The following is a 15,138-nucleotide window of genomic DNA, read 5'->3' on the forward strand; positions in this document are numbered from 1 at the left end:
TTAGTGGTCTAGGGCTGGGTTTTAGGTAAGTTGTTGATCTTGTTTTTAAAAAAGCACTCGATATTTCGCAATCGTAAAAGTCCGTTCTGGCATAAGTCTTGTATTGGTTAGTGCGTTCGTTATTCAATCAGACAGAGAGATACCGCTATGAACATTCAAATGCGAAAAACACAACAAGGTTTCACCTTGATCGAACTGATGATCGTCGTCGCGATTATCGGTATTTTGGCCGCTATCGCGATTCCGGCTTATCAAGACTATACGGTCAGATCCAAAGTGTCCGAAGGCCCAAGTTTGGCATCGCCGGCGTTGACCGCGGGCGGCGTGGCGTGTAGCGACGGTACCTTGGGCGTGGATTCCACGACCAATTTAAGTTTTGGTTTATCCACGTCGAGTGAAATCAACGGCAAATATGTTCGCTCGGTGAACATTACGTCCGCCGCTAGTAATTCCGCGACAGTGACGATAGTCTACACAACGATTGGTACTGCCGTTACAGGCGGTGATAAGTTGTTGTATAGAGGGGAATGCTCTCCAGGTTCCGGCATGCAGTGGCGCATAGATACTAACACAACTAACTCGACGCTGAATTCTAAATATCATCCTAAAACCTAACCGTTAGGAGTTGAGTGATGAAAAGGGGCTGAAAAGCCCCTTTTCTTTTTGTAGCTTCCCGGTATTTCGAAAATATGAATTACGTTAAAACGACCGTACTGCAATCGGCCAACAAGGTATTGCCGGTTTTTGTTCTGATTGCCGTTATTTTCGCCGTTTATTTCAACGGTCTTTCCGGGCCGTTTTTAGCCGACGATTACCCCAATATTGTTGACAATAACGGGGCGTTACTAAAGCAGTTAAAGCTTGATGATTTGCAAGGTGCATTCAGTAGTGGACCGAGTGGTGCGAGGCGGCCGCTAGCGCATCTAAGCTTTGCTCTTAATTATTACTTTGCCGGTCAGAAATTTGATAAGGTGGCTTTTAAATTAACTAATGTCGCAATTCATGTGCTAAATTCGATATTAGTGTTTTTTATATCCAAGTTATTGATTCGCGCCGCTACGCCGAATCTGCCGCCGGCTAAGTTAGCGTTTGTTGTTGCGTTAATTTGGGCCGTGCATCCGCTGCAAGTCAGTACCGTGTTATACGTTGTGCAGCGCATGACTAGTCTGGCCTGCTTGTTTACATTGGGTGGTTTGCTGGTTTTTTTACATGGCCGCCTTGGGATTGGCAAGTCCAACGGTTTGTTTTGGATGATACTCGGCAGTTTGGGAGGCAGTGGCATCGGTTTTTTTGCCAAGGAAAATGCGTTATTGTTGCCATTGTTGATTCTCGTCGTCGAAGTTTCCCTATTGCCTCGGCCAATCGAAAAGGTTGATGTCAATAAGTTAAAGGGCTTTTATGGCTGCCTTGTTGTGCTGCCTGCGATAATTGGATGTATTTATTTAGTATGGCATCCAGAAATTGTTCTAAGAGACTATCAGGTTCGCGAGTTTACATTGTTCGAGCGGATAATGACCGAGTTCAGAGTGTTGATTTATTATCTGAGTTTGCTGTTTTATCCGGATAATACTCAATTGGCGCTGTTTCACGACGACTTTTCGATTAGTAAGGGTTTTTTACAGCCGATAACGACCTTATATTCTTGCGTCCTAATTGTTTTTCTGGTTGGTCTGGCGATTTTAAATGTCCATGCAAGGAAAATGCCCTTTCTTAGTGTCGCGGTACTGTGGTTTTTTGCCGGTCATAGTATGGAGTCCACGATTTATCCGCTGGAACTGGTTTTCGAACATCGCAATTATTTGCCAAGCATCGGTGTCGTATTTGGGGTGGTGGTTTTGATTTATCAGGCATTCGCCGGTGTAATCGCCGCTAGTTTGCTTAACGCACTATACGCAGGTATCGTCGTCAGTTTAGGGCTCGCAACCTATACCAGAGCCACGATTTGGGGGCGGCTGGACAGTTTTGCCTATTTCGAAGTGAGAAATCACCCGGATTCGCCCAGAACCAATAGTATTTACGCCAATGCGCTCGAGTTAAAGAGCGGCCCCAATCTTGAAACCTATCGTCATTACTTAGTTGCATCCAGACTAAATACCTATGAAGTCGCCTCGTTAATGGAGGTGTATATGGAACTAAATCGTCTATCACATTTTCACGACCCCGCTCAGGATAAAGCGGATAGCGGTTTGCCTAAAACCTACGATGACGAGTTAATACTCGATAGCCGATATATGGGAGCTTTGAAGGCTTTATTGCATCGCGAGATTATCCGCAGAATAAATGCGAGAACCTATCCGCTACGGACCGTGGCAAGTCTGCGTAATGCCGCGAATTGTTTGATCGATCGACATTACGAGTGTCTAGAAATCGCCGCCGACTTGAACGAATGGATTGATGCGGCATTGGCACAGCCCGATTTTTTCGATGTGGCGATGATATATGTCATTAAAGCAAAAGTCGTATTTAACCAAGGAAATATCGATCGGGCATTCGAATACATGGACAAAGCCATCGAGCTGTCGCCACGGCGCATGTATTTCTATGCGGAAAAGGCGCATTTGCTGATTACCTTGAGCAAGTTCGACCAAGCTGAGCAAGTGCTGCTCAGTGCTGAACAATTAAACGTGGCCAATGGGTTCGACAAGCAAGAGTTTGCTGGGCTTCGCAAAATTATTTCAACCGAGCTTTCCAACGCAACGCCCTGACTCGATTTGCTTACGAAAGCTGTTTGGTAAAACAGCGCATACCAGTGTAGGAGCTCCATCCGCAACGGCTAAAGCCGCTCTTGCACTGGTTTTATCCTCCGGTGCGAAAAACGCGTCGAATGCCAGTTAGGTTTTCTCTACCTGTCCTATCGTGTACCATGTGAAGGTTACGCCACGGTATGCTCCGCTAATCGCCGGCATGCGCTCGTCAATTAAGTCGTGTGAAATCTCAGTGCTATGCGCATCCTGAATATTCGTTACAAAAACATCAACTCCCTGGCCGGCGAAGGGCGGATCGATTTCGACCAAGGCCCGATCGCCGAGGCCGGCGTGTTTGCGATTACCGGTCCCAACGGTTCGGGTAAAACCAGTATCCTTGATGTCATCACGCTGGGCCTCTATGGCGAGACCTTTCGCTTTGACAAGCCGGCCGAGCATGTTATGACCAAACAGACCGACGAGAGCGTGGCCAGCGTCGAGTTTTCGTTGGGTGGAGAGAAGTTTCGTTCCGATTGGTATGCCAGGCGGGCGGAAGGCGATAAACAGTCGCGGGCCGAGACCGAGATGTCGTTGACCAAGCTTGGCGAGAGCGATGAGTTGTTGGCCGAAACGCCATCGACGGTGCGTGGGCGGATTGCCGAACTGACCGGTATGGATTTCCATAAATTCAGCAAATCGATGGTGTTGCCGCAAGGCGATTTCGCGGCGTTTTTAAATGCGTTGGATAGCGAGCGCATGGACATTCTCGAAAAAATCGCCGGTGGCGACATTTACGAACAATACCGCCAACAAGCCGAAGCCCACTATCGCCAAATCGCCGATCGCGTGCGCCAATTGCAACAGGATAGCGTCGCGATTCCCTTGCTCGAAGAGGCGGAACTCGACGCCAGTCGCGCCGACCTGCGGGATTTTCTAGATCAACACACCGAATTGTCCGGTCAGCAGGACTATTTACGACAACATCAGCTTAAATTGGAAAACGTCGCAGCATTGGAGGCCGAAGAGCGGCAACTGGCCCGGCAAACCGCCGAGCTTCAAACCCAAATGCAGACTTTGCAATCGGATTTGCAACGAATCGCCGCGATTGACGATGTCGACAGCTATCGTGAACAGTTGGCGGGATTGGATGCCAAGCAGTCTAAAATCGGCGAACTCCAAAGTGAGTTGGCGAGTTTGCGCCGGGAGGTGGCCAGCCTGCGTCAGCAGTTGGGTGTTGGCGGCAGCGATCTGGATCCGCCGGCCGGCGACCGGGATTGGGCCTCGCGGAAACGGATTATCGATGACATCAAGATCAGGCTCAGCGAGCTGAAATTAGAATTGCCCAGAGAAATGGCGGCGGTGGAAGCGGCCCAGCAAACCTTGGCCGACAAACGTGCCGCGCTCACCGAGCTGGAAGGGTGGTTGCAAGAGCATCGCGGCGAGGCCATTCTGCTAACCGACTTTCCGGATGTCGTGCAGTTGCGCAATCTCAGAACCGAGATCGCGGAACTAGGTGCCAAGCAGAAGACACAGTTGGCCTGGTCGAAAAATACCTCGGCGGCCTTGAAAAAGAATCAAACGGCCTTGACCGATGCCAAGGCCGGCTTGGTTGAGTTACAGGAGCGGATCGCGGCAGCCGAGGCAAATATCGCGACGCACGGTCAGGGTAGAAGCGTCGATGAAATTCGCGAGCTGTTATCCGAGCAACAGGCGAGGGTCAACGATTTCCAAGAGTTGTATTCGTTAGCCAGCGTCAATGCGAAGGTGACCAAAAAGGGCTTGTTCGGTTGGCTGTCGACGAACAAGTCGTCGGAGTTTCCCGACGAGGGCGAACTGCGCGACAAATTGGCTGCGCTGAAACACGAATTCGGCCGAGAGGAAAACATCGGCTCGGCGCTGGAACAAGCGATCGCCAACGAGGCCTTGTTGCGCAAAATGACGCCTGATCGCGGGAAATTGGTGGACGGCAAACCTTGTTTCCTATGCGGCTCCTTGCATCATCCTTACACGTCGAAACCGCCGGTAATGACCGACTCGAAAAAGGCGTTAGTCGATCAGCGCGGCAAAATGCAAGCTTTGAAGGCTGCCATGGCCAATATCGAAGCCCAGTTGACCGCGGCGGAAAAACGTAGTTCACAGATGTCCGCCAAGGAACGGCGCTTGCAGGAAATGCGCGCGCAATGGCGGGTTTTGGTGAATCGGCTGAATGTCGCCCGCGACGGTATGACGATCGAAAATCTGAGCTTGCAAAAGCAGTGTTTGGATCAGGAAACCGAAGAACTCGAAAAAATTAAACTGCTGCTGAAAGATGTCGGCCAGTGGCAACGCAACATCGGGAAATGGACCGACGAAATCGGCGTGAAACAAGCGCAAATCCTCAAATTGGCGGCTGTGGTCGAGCAATTGGAAACCGCGTGGAACAACCGTCCGCCCGAAGCCATTGAAGGCGAACAGCAATTGGCCGCGTTGAAAGCTTCTGAAAAGGCCTTGTTGGACAAACTGGAGAAAGCGTTGATGCCTCTGGGGGAGAAAATACCGGGCAAGTCCAAGGAAAATGCTTTGTTCGATCGCCTGAATGTCCGGCGCCAGGACTATCAAATACGCGATTTGCGCAAGCAGGGTGTGCTTGGCGATATCAACGGTTTGCAGGACGGTTTGCAATCCGGTCAGGCGCGCATTATTCGCTATCAAGCGGAAATTGCCGAACTGTCCGAAGCCTTGCAAAGCCATGAGTTGTCGGGTTTGCATTTGGCATTGTTCGAGAAACAAACGTCAATCGCCGACCTTGAAGTCCGGCTCAGTGAGTTGGAGGCGGATTACGAGGTTGACCACGACCAATTGCTGCAGCGATTGCTGGCCGGCGGTTTCAGCGATCTGGAGAGCTTGAGGTCGGTGTTGGAGCAATCGAATAGCAGAACGGAAATGGCCGAGATTCTAGCGAAAATGGAGCAGCGCTTGGCGGCATTGAACGTAGAATTGGCCGAGCTGGATTTACGCTTGCAAAAAGCCTATGCCGCGTTGCCTGGGCACGACACAGCGGCCGATTTACTAGCCATGCAACGCGCGCTGTCTGAAAAAATCGACATCACCGAGCACGAGATCCGTCGCCTGGAGCACAAACTTGCCAAGCAACAGACTTACGCGGAGACCTTTGGCGAACTGCAAGAACAACTACGGCGGGAACTGGCGGCTTTCGCCGAAGCGGAAGCGGAGTTGAATTTGATTAAAGACGAGCAGGGTGGTTTGCGGCGGCGGATTCAACAGTTGTTGGTCGAGAAGCTGCTGCGGCAGGCGAATCGGATATTGGAAAGCTTGAGTGGCCGTTATTATTTGCGCAGCGGGTTCAGCGAGCACGGTTTGGCGTTGGAGGTCGAGGACACTAAGCAGATCAATGTACGGCGTTTGCCGAAAACCTTATCGGGTGGCGAGAGTTTTGTGGTCAGCCTGGCGCTGGCCTTGGCGCTATCGGAAATTGCCAACAACGGAAGAGCGATCGATTCCTTGTTTTTGGACGAGGGATTCGGCAACCTTGACGCCGAGGCGCTGTATCTGGCGATGACGACGCTGGAGAGCCTGAAAACCCAAGGTAAGATTGTCGGCGTGATTTCTCACGTCGATGCGGTAAAAAGGCGGATTAAGACCCAAATCGAGTTGGTCAAAAACACCAACGGTTTTAGCGAGTTGAAAATGGTGGCCTGACCCTGCCGGCAGGATCAGGCCGGTTTAGGTGTTCACGGATTGGGTGTCGGTTTGAAAGCTTTGCCGTAAGTGGTGTCGGCGTTGAAATCGTCCCAAACGTAGACCGGTCTGACGATGGGCTGAGTGGGAATCGGCGCCGATATTAAGTCAAGCACGCCGACGCCCATCCTGGCGCCCATGTTGATCAAGCCTTTGAAGGTGCCGCCGACGAAGCCGTAAACGACATTGCTCTGATTATTGATGATGATGATGTTCTTAGGGATTTCCAGCGACGAGGTGGCGATATTGGCCAATCCGGAACTGAGTTTGCGGCCTACCGTTTCTCCATAGCTTTCGTTTTCACCGGGTTGGGCATGCGCGGCGGCGGCGAACGCGGCGATCAGCCAGAAGGCCCAAACGGTTTGCTTTGCTTTCATAGCGTATCCTGAATCTGTTGACGAATCGGCGCCGCCCGCAAGCGGGCGACGGTACCCGAGCAAGTATAGCAGTGGGTGTGCTTACTTTTTCAAGGCCTTGGCGAAGGCATTGCTCATGGTATTCGGCACAACCTGTTGTGGTTTGCCTTTAAGCGCCGGTTTGTTCGCGGGCCTTTGCGGCTTTTCGCCGCGCACGATGTCGGCTTCGTCGACACTCTTTTTCATGCTCAACGAAATCCGCTGCCTAGCGACATCGATTTCCAATACTCTGACTTTGACCATGTCGCCCGCTTTGACGACATCGCGCGGATCCTTGACGAAGTCGTCGGCCAAGTGAGAAATATGCACCAGACCGTCCTGGTGCACGCCGATGTCGACGAAGGCGCCAAAGGCGGCGACATTGGTGACCACACCCTCCAGTGTCATGCCGGGTTCCAGATCGGTGATTTTCTCGACACCTTCCTTGAATTGCACGCTTTTGAACTCGGGGCGCGGGTCGCGGCCGGGTTTTTCCAATTCCTGCAAAATATCGGTGACGGTCGGCAGGCCGAAGTCGGCGTTGGCGTAGTTGGCGGGATTCAGGCTACGTAGTGCCTGGCTTTGGCCAATCAGATCGCGTATCGATTTGCCGGTGTCGTCCAGGATGGCGTTGACCACCGGGTAAGCCTCGGGATGCACCGCCGAGGCGTCGAGCGGGTTGTCGCCGTTCATGATGCGTAAAAAGCCGGCGGCCTGTTCGAAGGCTTTGTCGCCGAGGCGCGGCACTTTCTTCAACTGCGCGCGGTTGGCGAAAGGGCCGTTTTGGTTGCGGAAGGCGACGATGTTTTCGCTGATACTGGCGCTCAGGCCGGAGACTTGTTTCAGCAAGGCGACCGATGCAGTATTGACGTCAACACCGACCGCGTTCACGCAATCTTCGACCACGGTGTCCAACATGCGAGCCAGTTGCACTTGGTTGACGTCGTGCTGGTATTGGCCGACGCCGATGGATTTGGGGTCGATCTTGACCAATTCGGCCAACGGGTCTTGCAAGCGGCGGGCGATGGATACCGCGCCGCGTAACGATACGTCGAGATCGGGAAATTCCTTGGCGGCCAATTCCGATGCCGAGTACACCGAGGCGCCGGCTTCCGAAACGGTGATTTTCTGGAACAGTAGTTCTTTATGCCGTTTCATCAAATCGGCGACCAATTGGTCTGTTTCACGGGATGCGGTACCGTTGCCGATACTGACCAGTTGCACGCCGAATTGAGCAATCATGCGCGCCAGCGTGGCGATGGATTGGTCCCACTGGTTTTTCGGCTGGTGGGGATAAACGGTTTCGGTGGCCAGCAGTTTGCCGGTGGCATCGACCACCGCGACCTTGACGCCGGTGCGGATACCGGGATCCAGACCCATCGTCGCTTTCGGACCTGCCGGCGCCGCCAGCAACAAGTCGCGCAAATTGCTGGCGAAAACGCGGATGGCCTCCTGCTCGGCGGCTTCGCGCAAGCGTAGTTTCAAATCCATGTCGATGCGGGTGAAGAGTTTGATCTTCCAGGCGAAACGGGCGGTATCGGCCAGCCAAGAGTCCGCGGGTTTAGCGGTGTCGGTGATCTGTAAACGCTGGCAAACGAATTGGGTGCAGAGTTGATGTTCTTCCTGGTCAAGCTCGGCCGGTTTCAGCGTTAAATTCAGCATGTCCTCGTTACGGCCGCGGAACAGGGCCAACGCGCGATGCGACGGAATTTTGTTGATGGCTTCGCTGTAATCGAAGTAATCCTTGAATTTCACGGCTTCAACTTCCTTGCCGGCGACAATGGTCGATTGCAATATGCCTTTGTTCCAAATGCGCTCCCGCAGTTCGGAAAGTAATTCGGCGTCTTCGGAAATCCGTTCCATGATGATCTGGCGGGCGCCATCCAACGCGGCGGCGACATCGGCTATCCCTTTGTCCGCATCGATATAGCGCTGGGCGACTTGCTCTGGAACCAGATCGCGATCGTCCAATAGCGCATCGGCCAGCGGCTCCAGTCCGGCTTCGCGGGCGATTTGCGCCTTGGTACGGCGCTTGGGTTTGTAAGGTAGGTACAAGTCTTCCAGCAAGGTTTTGGTATCTGCGTCGAGTATGGCCTGTTCCAGCTCCGGTGTCAGTTTGCCCTGCGAACGTATGCTGTCGAGTATCGTATTGCGTCTGTCGTTCAGTTCCCGCAAATACGTTAAGCGTTCCTCCAGATGCCGCAATTGGGTGTCGTCAAGGCCTTCGGTCACTTCCTTACGGTAGCGGGCGATAAACGGCACGGTGGCGCCTTCGTCGAGCAACGCGACGGCGGCGGCGATTTGTTGAGGTTTGACGGAGAGTTCCGCGGCTATGCGCTTGATGACATCCATTGAGCTTTGCAGAGATGGTTGGAAACCGGTGATTTTACCGTAGTTAAGCGCCAGTCGAAGCGTCGGACCGGTTTACGTGAGGCACAAAAAAGGCGCTGTTTCTATCGAAACAGCGCCTAATCGAAAGAAGAACTTAATTATTATTATGGAAACCGATTACTTTGCTTGGCTCAGAATATCGTTGTTGAAGTCTTTGTGTTTAGCCAAGACTTGCGCTTCCGCTTGAGCAGTGGTTTCGCCGCTCATTTTCAAATGTTTAGTTTCGTCCATTTTCAGAAGTAGTACGCCAGCAATAGCGATAGCGGTTACGACAGCGACGACGGTAAAGGTATTGTCTTTTTCTTGTTCAGCCATTTTTATAATCCTCATCTTTGTTGTAATAATCAGCCCGTCTAGCAGGGGCAACTCGAGTTGTATGTCGAATGTTTAGTGTTTTTTTAGTCGACGGGGTATTTTTTACACTTAAATTTGTTTTGTGTCAAAACATTATTTTTTTTGTGCTGATTGTCGTTGGTGTCGGCTTATGTTTATGAATTGATTGATAAAAATTTGTTTTATATGCGGCTGGGGCGCAAGGCGTCGCTTGCAGACAGGCGACCGGTGTCGAGGCGGATGTGGGTTTTAGCTTCGGTTCGGGGTATCTTAAGCTCGCCAGCGCTACTGATCGGGCGGATAGCTTCGGTATTCGGCGGTTTGGTTGTCTTTTTACATTCGGAGAAACGTTTACATGGTTAAGCATATTCACTTGTTTTTCGTGGCATTGCTGGTGGTCAGTTTTTTTGGGCGGGTGGCGCTGGCGCAATTTAAGCCGGAACTATTGGCGCGGAAATGGCTGAAACTGGCTCCGCATGTCATCGCCGGCGTGCTGTTGTTGAGTGGCTCGGTTTTGGTATTTCAAGGCGACTGGCTTGCCGGCAACTTCGGGTGGATTATCGCGAAATTAGTGGTTTTGGTCGGCTTTATGATCGCCGGTGTTCGGACTATCCGCGAGGAGGGCGCAAGTCGCTGGAGGTGGTTTGGCGTGGCCTTGCTTTGTCTGTTTTATATTTCGAAAGTCGCGGTGACCAAGCAAATTTTCTTCTTTTTGGCTGATCGGTTGACGCCGGCTATCCCTTGCCGGCTCTGGATTTTTGTTGGCGGATCGTCACGTTTTTGGAGCGACGCTAGAGCCGTTTGGCCGTAAAGGCTTGCCAAATCAATGCCTTCTGGGGTAACCTCCCTACCTCCTGTCAATACTCAACGAAAGGAGGGTAGGATGCGAAAAACGAAATGGACGGCAGTTATGCTGGTTTCTATGAGTCTAGCGTCTTTTAGCTCTGTAAGTTTAGCGAAAACAGAAAGACACGGTTTATTGTCCATTGCACATAGCGGAGTCGCCTCTTATTACAGCGACAAACTGCATGGTCAGCGGACAGCAAGCGGTGAAATCTACGACAAAAATTCGTTAACAGCGGCCCATGCCAATCTCCCGTTCGGGACCTTGCTACGGGTGGTCAATCTCAACAATAACCGCAGTGTTGATCTGCGGGTCAACGGACGGCCGGGCCGGCATAACAAGCGCTTGCTCGACGTCTCCAAACGAGCCGCCAAGGAGCTGGGATTTGTCCAGGCCGGGTTGGCTCAAGTCAAGATCGAAATCTTGCGCTGGGGCGAAGCTTAGCGCGGAAAAAGGCGCGATTGTCGGGCAATCGCGCCTTTTTGTTTTCGATGGTTCGCGCTAAGCCGTGATGGCCTTGAAGCCGATATCGGTACGATAATAAATGGATTGCCAATTGATGCGTTTACACAGCGAATAGGCTTCGCGTTGTGCGTCGGCGATATTGTCGCCTAGCGCGCAGGCGCACAGTACTCGGCCGCCGTTGGTGACGATGGTGCCGCCGGCGCTTTGCGTGCCGGCGTGGAAGACTTTGGCATTTGCAGAATCGACGCCGTCCAGCCCGGAAATCGGTTCGCCCTTGGCGTATGCGTCCGGGTAGCCTCCGGCCGCCAACACCACGCCGAGCGCGGCTCGCTCGTCCCATTCGGTCGTAATTTGGTCCAGCTTACCGTCCAACGCCGCCAAGCAGAGTTCGACCAAGTCCGATTTTAGCCGCATCATGATGGGCTGAGTTTCCGGATCGCCGAATCGGCAATTGTATTCCAACACCTTGACGTTGCCGCGCGCGTCGATCATCAAACCGGCGTAGAGGAAGCCGGTGTAGGGCGTGCCATCGTCGCGCATGCCTTGCAAGGTGGGATAAATTACCTCGTCCATGACACGCTGATGGATGGCGGGCGTGACCACCGGCGCCGGCGAATAGGCGCCCATGCCGCCGGTATTGGGGCCTAGATCGCCGTTGTCCCGAGCCTTGTGATCTTGCGAGGTGGCCATCGCCAGCGCGTGTTCGCCATCGGCGATGACAATGAAGCTGGCTTCCTCTCCGACCAGGAACTCCTCGACGACAACCCGATGTCCGGCTTCACCGAAACTGTTGCCAGCCAACATATCGTTGACCGCGTCTATCGCCTGTTGCTCGTTTTGGGCGACGATGACGCCCTTGCCGGCCGCCAGGCCGTCCGCCTTGACGACGATGGGGGCGCCTTTGCGGCGAATGTAGGCGATTGCGGCCTCGGTGTCGGTGAAGGTTTGGTACTCGGCGGTCGGAATGCGATGGCGGGCCAGAAAGTCCTTGCAGAACGATTTGGAGCCTTCCAATTGCGCGGCTTGTGCTTTGGGGCCGAAGCATTTCAAGCCTGCCGCCGAGAAGCGATCGACAATGCCTTTTACCAGCGGCACTTCCGGGCCAACGATAGTCAGGCCGATGTCGCGGGCCAGTGCGAACCCCAATAAACCTTCGATGTCGTCCGCCGGGATGTCGACGTTAACGATACCGTTCTCCAAATCGGTGCCGGCGTTGCCGGGCGCGACATAGATTTGCCCCGCCAGCGGAGACTGTCTGGCCTTCCAGGCGAGCGCGTGCTCGCGACCGCCGCTACCCACGATCAATACGTTCATCATGTACTTACTCCGTGATCAGTGTCTGAAATGGCGCATGCCGGTCAACACCATTGCGATGTTGTGTTCGTCGGCCGCGTCGATGACTTCCTGGTCGCGCATCGAGCCGCCGGGGTGTATCACTGCGGTGACGCCGGCCGCCGCCGCCGCGTCGATGCCGTCGCGAAACGGGAAAAACGCGTCGGACGCCATTACCGAGCCCGGCACTTCCAAGCCTTCGTCGGCGGCTTTGATGCCGGCGATCTTGGCGGAATAAACCCGACTCATTTGACCGGCGCCGATACCGATGGTTTGGCCGCCCTTGCCGTAGACGATGGCGTTGGATTTTACGAACTTGGCCACCTTCCAGACGAACAACAAATCAGCCAGCTCTTGCTCTGTCGGCACGCGCTTGCTGACCACTTTCAAGTCTGCGGGACTGATGCTGCCGGTGTCTTTGTCCTGCACCAGCAGACCGCCGGCGACGCGTTTGAAGTCCAGCGCCTCGGGTTGGCTTGGTGACCAGAGGCCGGTTTCCAGAACCCGGACGTTCGGTTTTTTTGCTAGCGCGGCCTTAGCGCCGGCGGAAACTAGCGGGGCGATGATGACTTCGACAAACTGGCGGCGGGCGATTTCGCCGGCGGTTTGTTCGTCCAATTCCCGGTTGAAGGCAATAATGCCGCCGAAGGCCGACGTCGGATCGGTGGTATAGGCGGCGTTATAGGCGTCGAATAGGCTATCGGCGATGGCCACGCCGCACGGATTGGCGTGCTTGACGATGACGCAGGCCGGTTGCTCGTCGAAGGATTTGACGCATTCCAGCGCGGCATCGGCGTCGGCGATATTGTTGTACGATAGCTCCTTACCTTGCAGTTGCTTGGCGCTGGCGATACTGCCGGCCGGCGGGTTTTTCTCGCCGTAAAACGCCGCGTTTTGATGCGGGTTTTCGCCGTAACGCATGCTTTGCAGTCGATGGAATTGTAAATTCAGCGTTTCCGGAAAATGGCCGGCATCGGCAACCTTACTTAGATAAGCCGCGATCATCGTGTCGTAGCGGGCGGTATGCTCGAAACTTTTTAGCGCCAATCGAAAGCGGGTTTCGTGGCTCAGCGAACCGGCCTCGGCTTGCAGTTCGGTCAGAATGCTGGAGTAGTCGGCCGGGTCGACGACAATGGCGACATCGTTATGGTTTTTGGCCGCGCCGCGAATCATGCTGGGGCCGCCGATGTCGATGTTTTCGATCGCGGTTTCCAGATCGCAATCCGGTTTAGCGACGGTTTGTTCGAAGGGATAGAGATTGACCACGACCATGTCGATGGCCTTGATGCCGTTCTCGGCCATTACCGCGTCGTCAATCCCCCGCCGGCCCAGAATTCCACCATGCACCTTGGGATGCAGGGTTTTCACTCGGCCGTCCATCATTTCCGGAAAGCCGGTGTAGTCGGACACTTCGGTAACCGGGATTTTATGCTCGGCCAGCAATTTGGCGGTGCCGCCGGTGGACAGCAGTTCCACGCCCAGCGCGCTGAGACTTCGGCAAAATTCGAGTACGCCGGTTTTATCCGAGACGCTAACCAGCGCCCGGTTGACTTGTTTTTTCATGCAAACCTCAAAAACAAAAGAAAATCGATTTAGCCGATACCGTAGTGGTCGAGCTTTTTACGCAAGGTACTGCGGCTGAGACCCAGAATGACCGCCGCCTTGCTTTGATTGAAATCGCAATATTTCAGCGTGGTTTCGAGTAGCGGTTTTTCCACTTCGGCCAGCACCAAATGGTACAGACCGCTGGAATCGTGGCCGTTCAGATGCGAAAAATAGTCTTCGACGCAATGGCGGACGTGGTCGGACAACGTATCGACGCTGTCGCTGGCATTTTGGCTGTCGTGGCTTCCCATCTAGGCGGCTCTTGGTAGGAGATGATTGAACGACGCGTTAACCCGCGTCAGTTGTTGCACGGGATGTTGGGCTTGATTGATAGACTGCTTGTGCTCGGCGGGCAAGCCGCCCAGACGTTCGAAGTACCAGCCGATGTGTTTGCGGGCAATTCTAACACCGCAGTCGTCACCGTAAAAACGGTATAAATACTCCAGATGACTGTTCATTACGCCCTGGACGTCGGCCAGCGCAGGGTATTGCCAATGTTCGCCGTTGAGCGCGGCGGCCAGTTCGGCGAAAATCCACGGCTGACCTTGCGCGGCTCGGCCGATCATGATGGCGTCTGCGCCCGTGTGCGCCAGTACCCGTCGGGCTTTTTCCGGGCTGTCGATGTCGCCGTTGGCAATGATCGGAATCCGCGCGGTTTGCTTGACCTGCCGAATAGTGTCGTATTCGGCTTGGCCCTCGAATTTGCAAGCGCGGGTGCGGCCATGGATCGTCAGAGCCTGAATGCCGCAGTTTTCGGCGATACTGGCGATTTTGGCCGCGTTACGGTTTTCACGGTCCCAGCCGGTCCGGATTTTCAACGTTACCGGTATGTCGACGGCGGCGACGACAGCGGTCAAAATGTTTTCCACCAGCTTCTCGTCTTTCAACAAGGCCGAACCTGCGGCGGTGGAACAGACCTTCTTGGCCGGGCAGCCCATGTTGATGTCGATGATGTGGGCGCCGCGTTGTTGATTCAATTTGGCCGCTTCCGCCATTTTGACAGGATCGTTACCCAAGATTTGCACGGCTCTGAGGCCGGTTTCGCCGGTGTAATCGGTTTTCTGCAGCGTTCTGGGGTGGTGTTGCAATTCGGTATTGGAGATTACCATTTCCGATACCGCCAGTCCCGCGCCGAATCGGCGGCAAAGTTGCCGAAAAGGCTGATCGGTGATGCCGGCCATCGGCGCCAGCAGCAAATTGTTGGGCAGGTAATAAGGGCCTATGCGCATAACTTGGGGAGGCTTCGGAAGGCCGAAAATGATACTCGAAAACCGCGCCGGACACGATGTTTTGTCGGGTCGAATCGACGAGCCCAACGCGGCTGCCGACGTCAGGCTTTCGCTATCAGGCC

The 15,138-nt window shown here is 53.9% G+C and carries 12 protein-coding genes; 5 read left to right on the forward strand and 7 right to left on the reverse strand.

Translation table 11 applies throughout. The features are described 5' to 3' along the window. The first annotated feature begins 147 nt into the window (after positions 1-147). The 3 genes from ACP4CD_RS20435 (at position 148) to ACP4CD_RS20445 (ending at position 6,383) form a co-directional block, all read left to right on the forward strand. The gene (locus ACP4CD_RS20435; RefSeq protein WP_426992362.1) at positions 148-615 is read left to right on the forward strand and encodes a pilin; all 468 of its coding nucleotides are present in this window, start codon (positions 148-150) and stop codon (positions 613-615) included. Positions 616-689: 74 nt separating this feature from the next. After that, a complete protein-coding gene (locus ACP4CD_RS20440; RefSeq protein WP_426992363.1) occupies positions 690-2,705 on the forward strand; it encodes a tetratricopeptide repeat protein in 2,016 nt (671 codons plus the stop codon). Positions 2,706-2,942: 237 nt separating this feature from the next. Next, positions 2,943-6,383, forward strand: a complete 3,441-nt coding sequence (locus tag ACP4CD_RS20445) for an AAA family ATPase (protein ID WP_426992364.1) — start codon at positions 2,943-2,945, stop codon at positions 6,381-6,383. Between the two features lie 32 nt (positions 6,384-6,415). Here ACP4CD_RS20445 and ACP4CD_RS20450 read toward each other — a convergent pair whose 3' ends face one another. The 3 genes from ACP4CD_RS20450 to ACP4CD_RS20460 form a co-directional block, all read right to left on the reverse strand. Beyond that, the gene (locus tag ACP4CD_RS20450; RefSeq protein ID WP_426992365.1) at positions 6,416-6,799 is read right to left on the reverse strand and encodes an exosortase system-associated protein, TIGR04073 family; all 384 of its coding nucleotides are present in this window, start codon (positions 6,797-6,799) and stop codon (positions 6,416-6,418) included. A gap of 81 nt (positions 6,800-6,880) precedes the next feature. Then, complete coding sequence (locus tag ACP4CD_RS20455; RefSeq protein WP_426992366.1) at positions 6,881-9,169, reverse strand: Tex family protein; 2,289 nt, start codon at positions 9,167-9,169, stop codon at positions 6,881-6,883. A gap of 156 nt (positions 9,170-9,325) precedes the next feature. Continuing rightward, a complete protein-coding gene (locus ACP4CD_RS20460; protein WP_064024863.1) occupies positions 9,326-9,523 on the reverse strand; it encodes a hypothetical protein in 198 nt (65 codons plus the stop codon). 373 nt (positions 9,524-9,896) lie between these two features. Here ACP4CD_RS20460 and ACP4CD_RS20465 point away from each other — a divergent pair, with 373 nt between their 5' ends. Next, positions 9,897-10,352, forward strand: a complete 456-nt coding sequence (locus tag ACP4CD_RS20465) for a SirB2 family protein (RefSeq protein WP_426992367.1) — start codon at positions 9,897-9,899, stop codon at positions 10,350-10,352. 72 nt (positions 10,353-10,424) lie between these two features. Further along, the gene (locus tag ACP4CD_RS20470; RefSeq protein WP_064024900.1) at positions 10,425-10,829 is read left to right on the forward strand and encodes a septal ring lytic transglycosylase RlpA family protein; all 405 of its coding nucleotides are present in this window, start codon (positions 10,425-10,427) and stop codon (positions 10,827-10,829) included. 57 nt (positions 10,830-10,886) lie between these two features. Here ACP4CD_RS20470 and purD read toward each other — a convergent pair whose 3' ends face one another. Genes purD through dusB form a run of 4 tightly spaced genes read right to left on the reverse strand, consistent with a single transcriptional unit; the run spans position 10,887 to position 15,016 of the window. Continuing rightward, a complete protein-coding gene (purD, locus tag ACP4CD_RS20475) occupies positions 10,887-12,164 on the reverse strand; it encodes a phosphoribosylamine--glycine ligase (protein ID WP_426994716.1) in 1,278 nt (425 codons plus the stop codon). 18 nt (positions 12,165-12,182) lie between these two features. Next, positions 12,183-13,745 (reverse strand): bifunctional phosphoribosylaminoimidazolecarboxamide formyltransferase/IMP cyclohydrolase, encoded by a 1,563-nt coding sequence (purH, locus tag ACP4CD_RS20480; protein WP_426992368.1) that lies wholly within the window; start codon positions 13,743-13,745, stop codon positions 12,183-12,185. Positions 13,746-13,774: 29 nt separating this feature from the next. Further along, entirely contained in the window at positions 13,775-14,038 is a 264-nt protein-coding gene (locus tag ACP4CD_RS20485; RefSeq protein ID WP_064024856.1) for a helix-turn-helix domain-containing protein, read from the reverse strand. Then, positions 14,039-15,016, reverse strand: coding sequence for a tRNA dihydrouridine synthase DusB (gene dusB / locus ACP4CD_RS20490; RefSeq protein WP_426992369.1), 978 nt, complete (start codon positions 15,014-15,016; stop codon positions 14,039-14,041). Between the last annotated feature and the right edge of the window lie 122 nt (positions 15,017-15,138).

Source organism: Methylomonas stagni, assembly GCF_050154735.1.
Lineage (GTDB): Bacteria > Pseudomonadota > Gammaproteobacteria > Methylococcales > Methylomonadaceae > Methylomonas > Methylomonas koyamae_A.

Bases quoted from the DNA above. Each gene is read 5' to 3' on its own strand.
- ACP4CD_RS20435 (WP_426992362.1), top strand. From the start codon at position 148: ATGAACATTCAAATGCGAAAAACACAACAAGGTTTCACCTTGATCGAA.
- ACP4CD_RS20440 (WP_426992363.1), top strand. From the start codon at position 690: ATGAATTACGTTAAAACGACCGTACTGCAATCGGCCAACAAGGTATTG.
- ACP4CD_RS20445 (WP_426992364.1), top strand. From the start codon at position 2,943: ATGCGCATCCTGAATATTCGTTACAAAAACATCAACTCCCTGGCCGGC.
- ACP4CD_RS20450 (WP_426992365.1), bottom strand. From the start codon at position 6,799: ATGAAAGCAAAGCAAACCGTTTGGGCCTTCTGGCTGATCGCCGCGTTC.
- ACP4CD_RS20455 (WP_426992366.1), bottom strand. From the start codon at position 9,169: ATGGATGTCATCAAGCGCATAGCCGCGGAACTCTCCGTCAAACCTCAA.
- ACP4CD_RS20460 (WP_064024863.1), bottom strand. From the start codon at position 9,523: ATGGCTGAACAAGAAAAAGACAATACCTTTACCGTCGTCGCTGTCGTA.
- ACP4CD_RS20465 (WP_426992367.1), top strand. From the start codon at position 9,897: ATGGTTAAGCATATTCACTTGTTTTTCGTGGCATTGCTGGTGGTCAGT.
- ACP4CD_RS20470 (WP_064024900.1), top strand. From the start codon at position 10,425: ATGCGAAAAACGAAATGGACGGCAGTTATGCTGGTTTCTATGAGTCTA.
- purD (WP_426994716.1), bottom strand. From the start codon at position 12,164: ATGAACGTATTGATCGTGGGTAGCGGCGGTCGCGAGCACGCGCTCGCC.
- purH (WP_426992368.1), bottom strand. From the start codon at position 13,745: ATGAAAAAACAAGTCAACCGGGCGCTGGTTAGCGTCTCGGATAAAACC.
- ACP4CD_RS20485 (WP_064024856.1), bottom strand. From the start codon at position 14,038: ATGGGAAGCCACGACAGCCAAAATGCCAGCGACAGCGTCGATACGTTG.
- dusB (WP_426992369.1), bottom strand. From the start codon at position 15,016: ATGCGCATAGGCCCTTATTACCTGCCCAACAATTTGCTGCTGGCGCCG.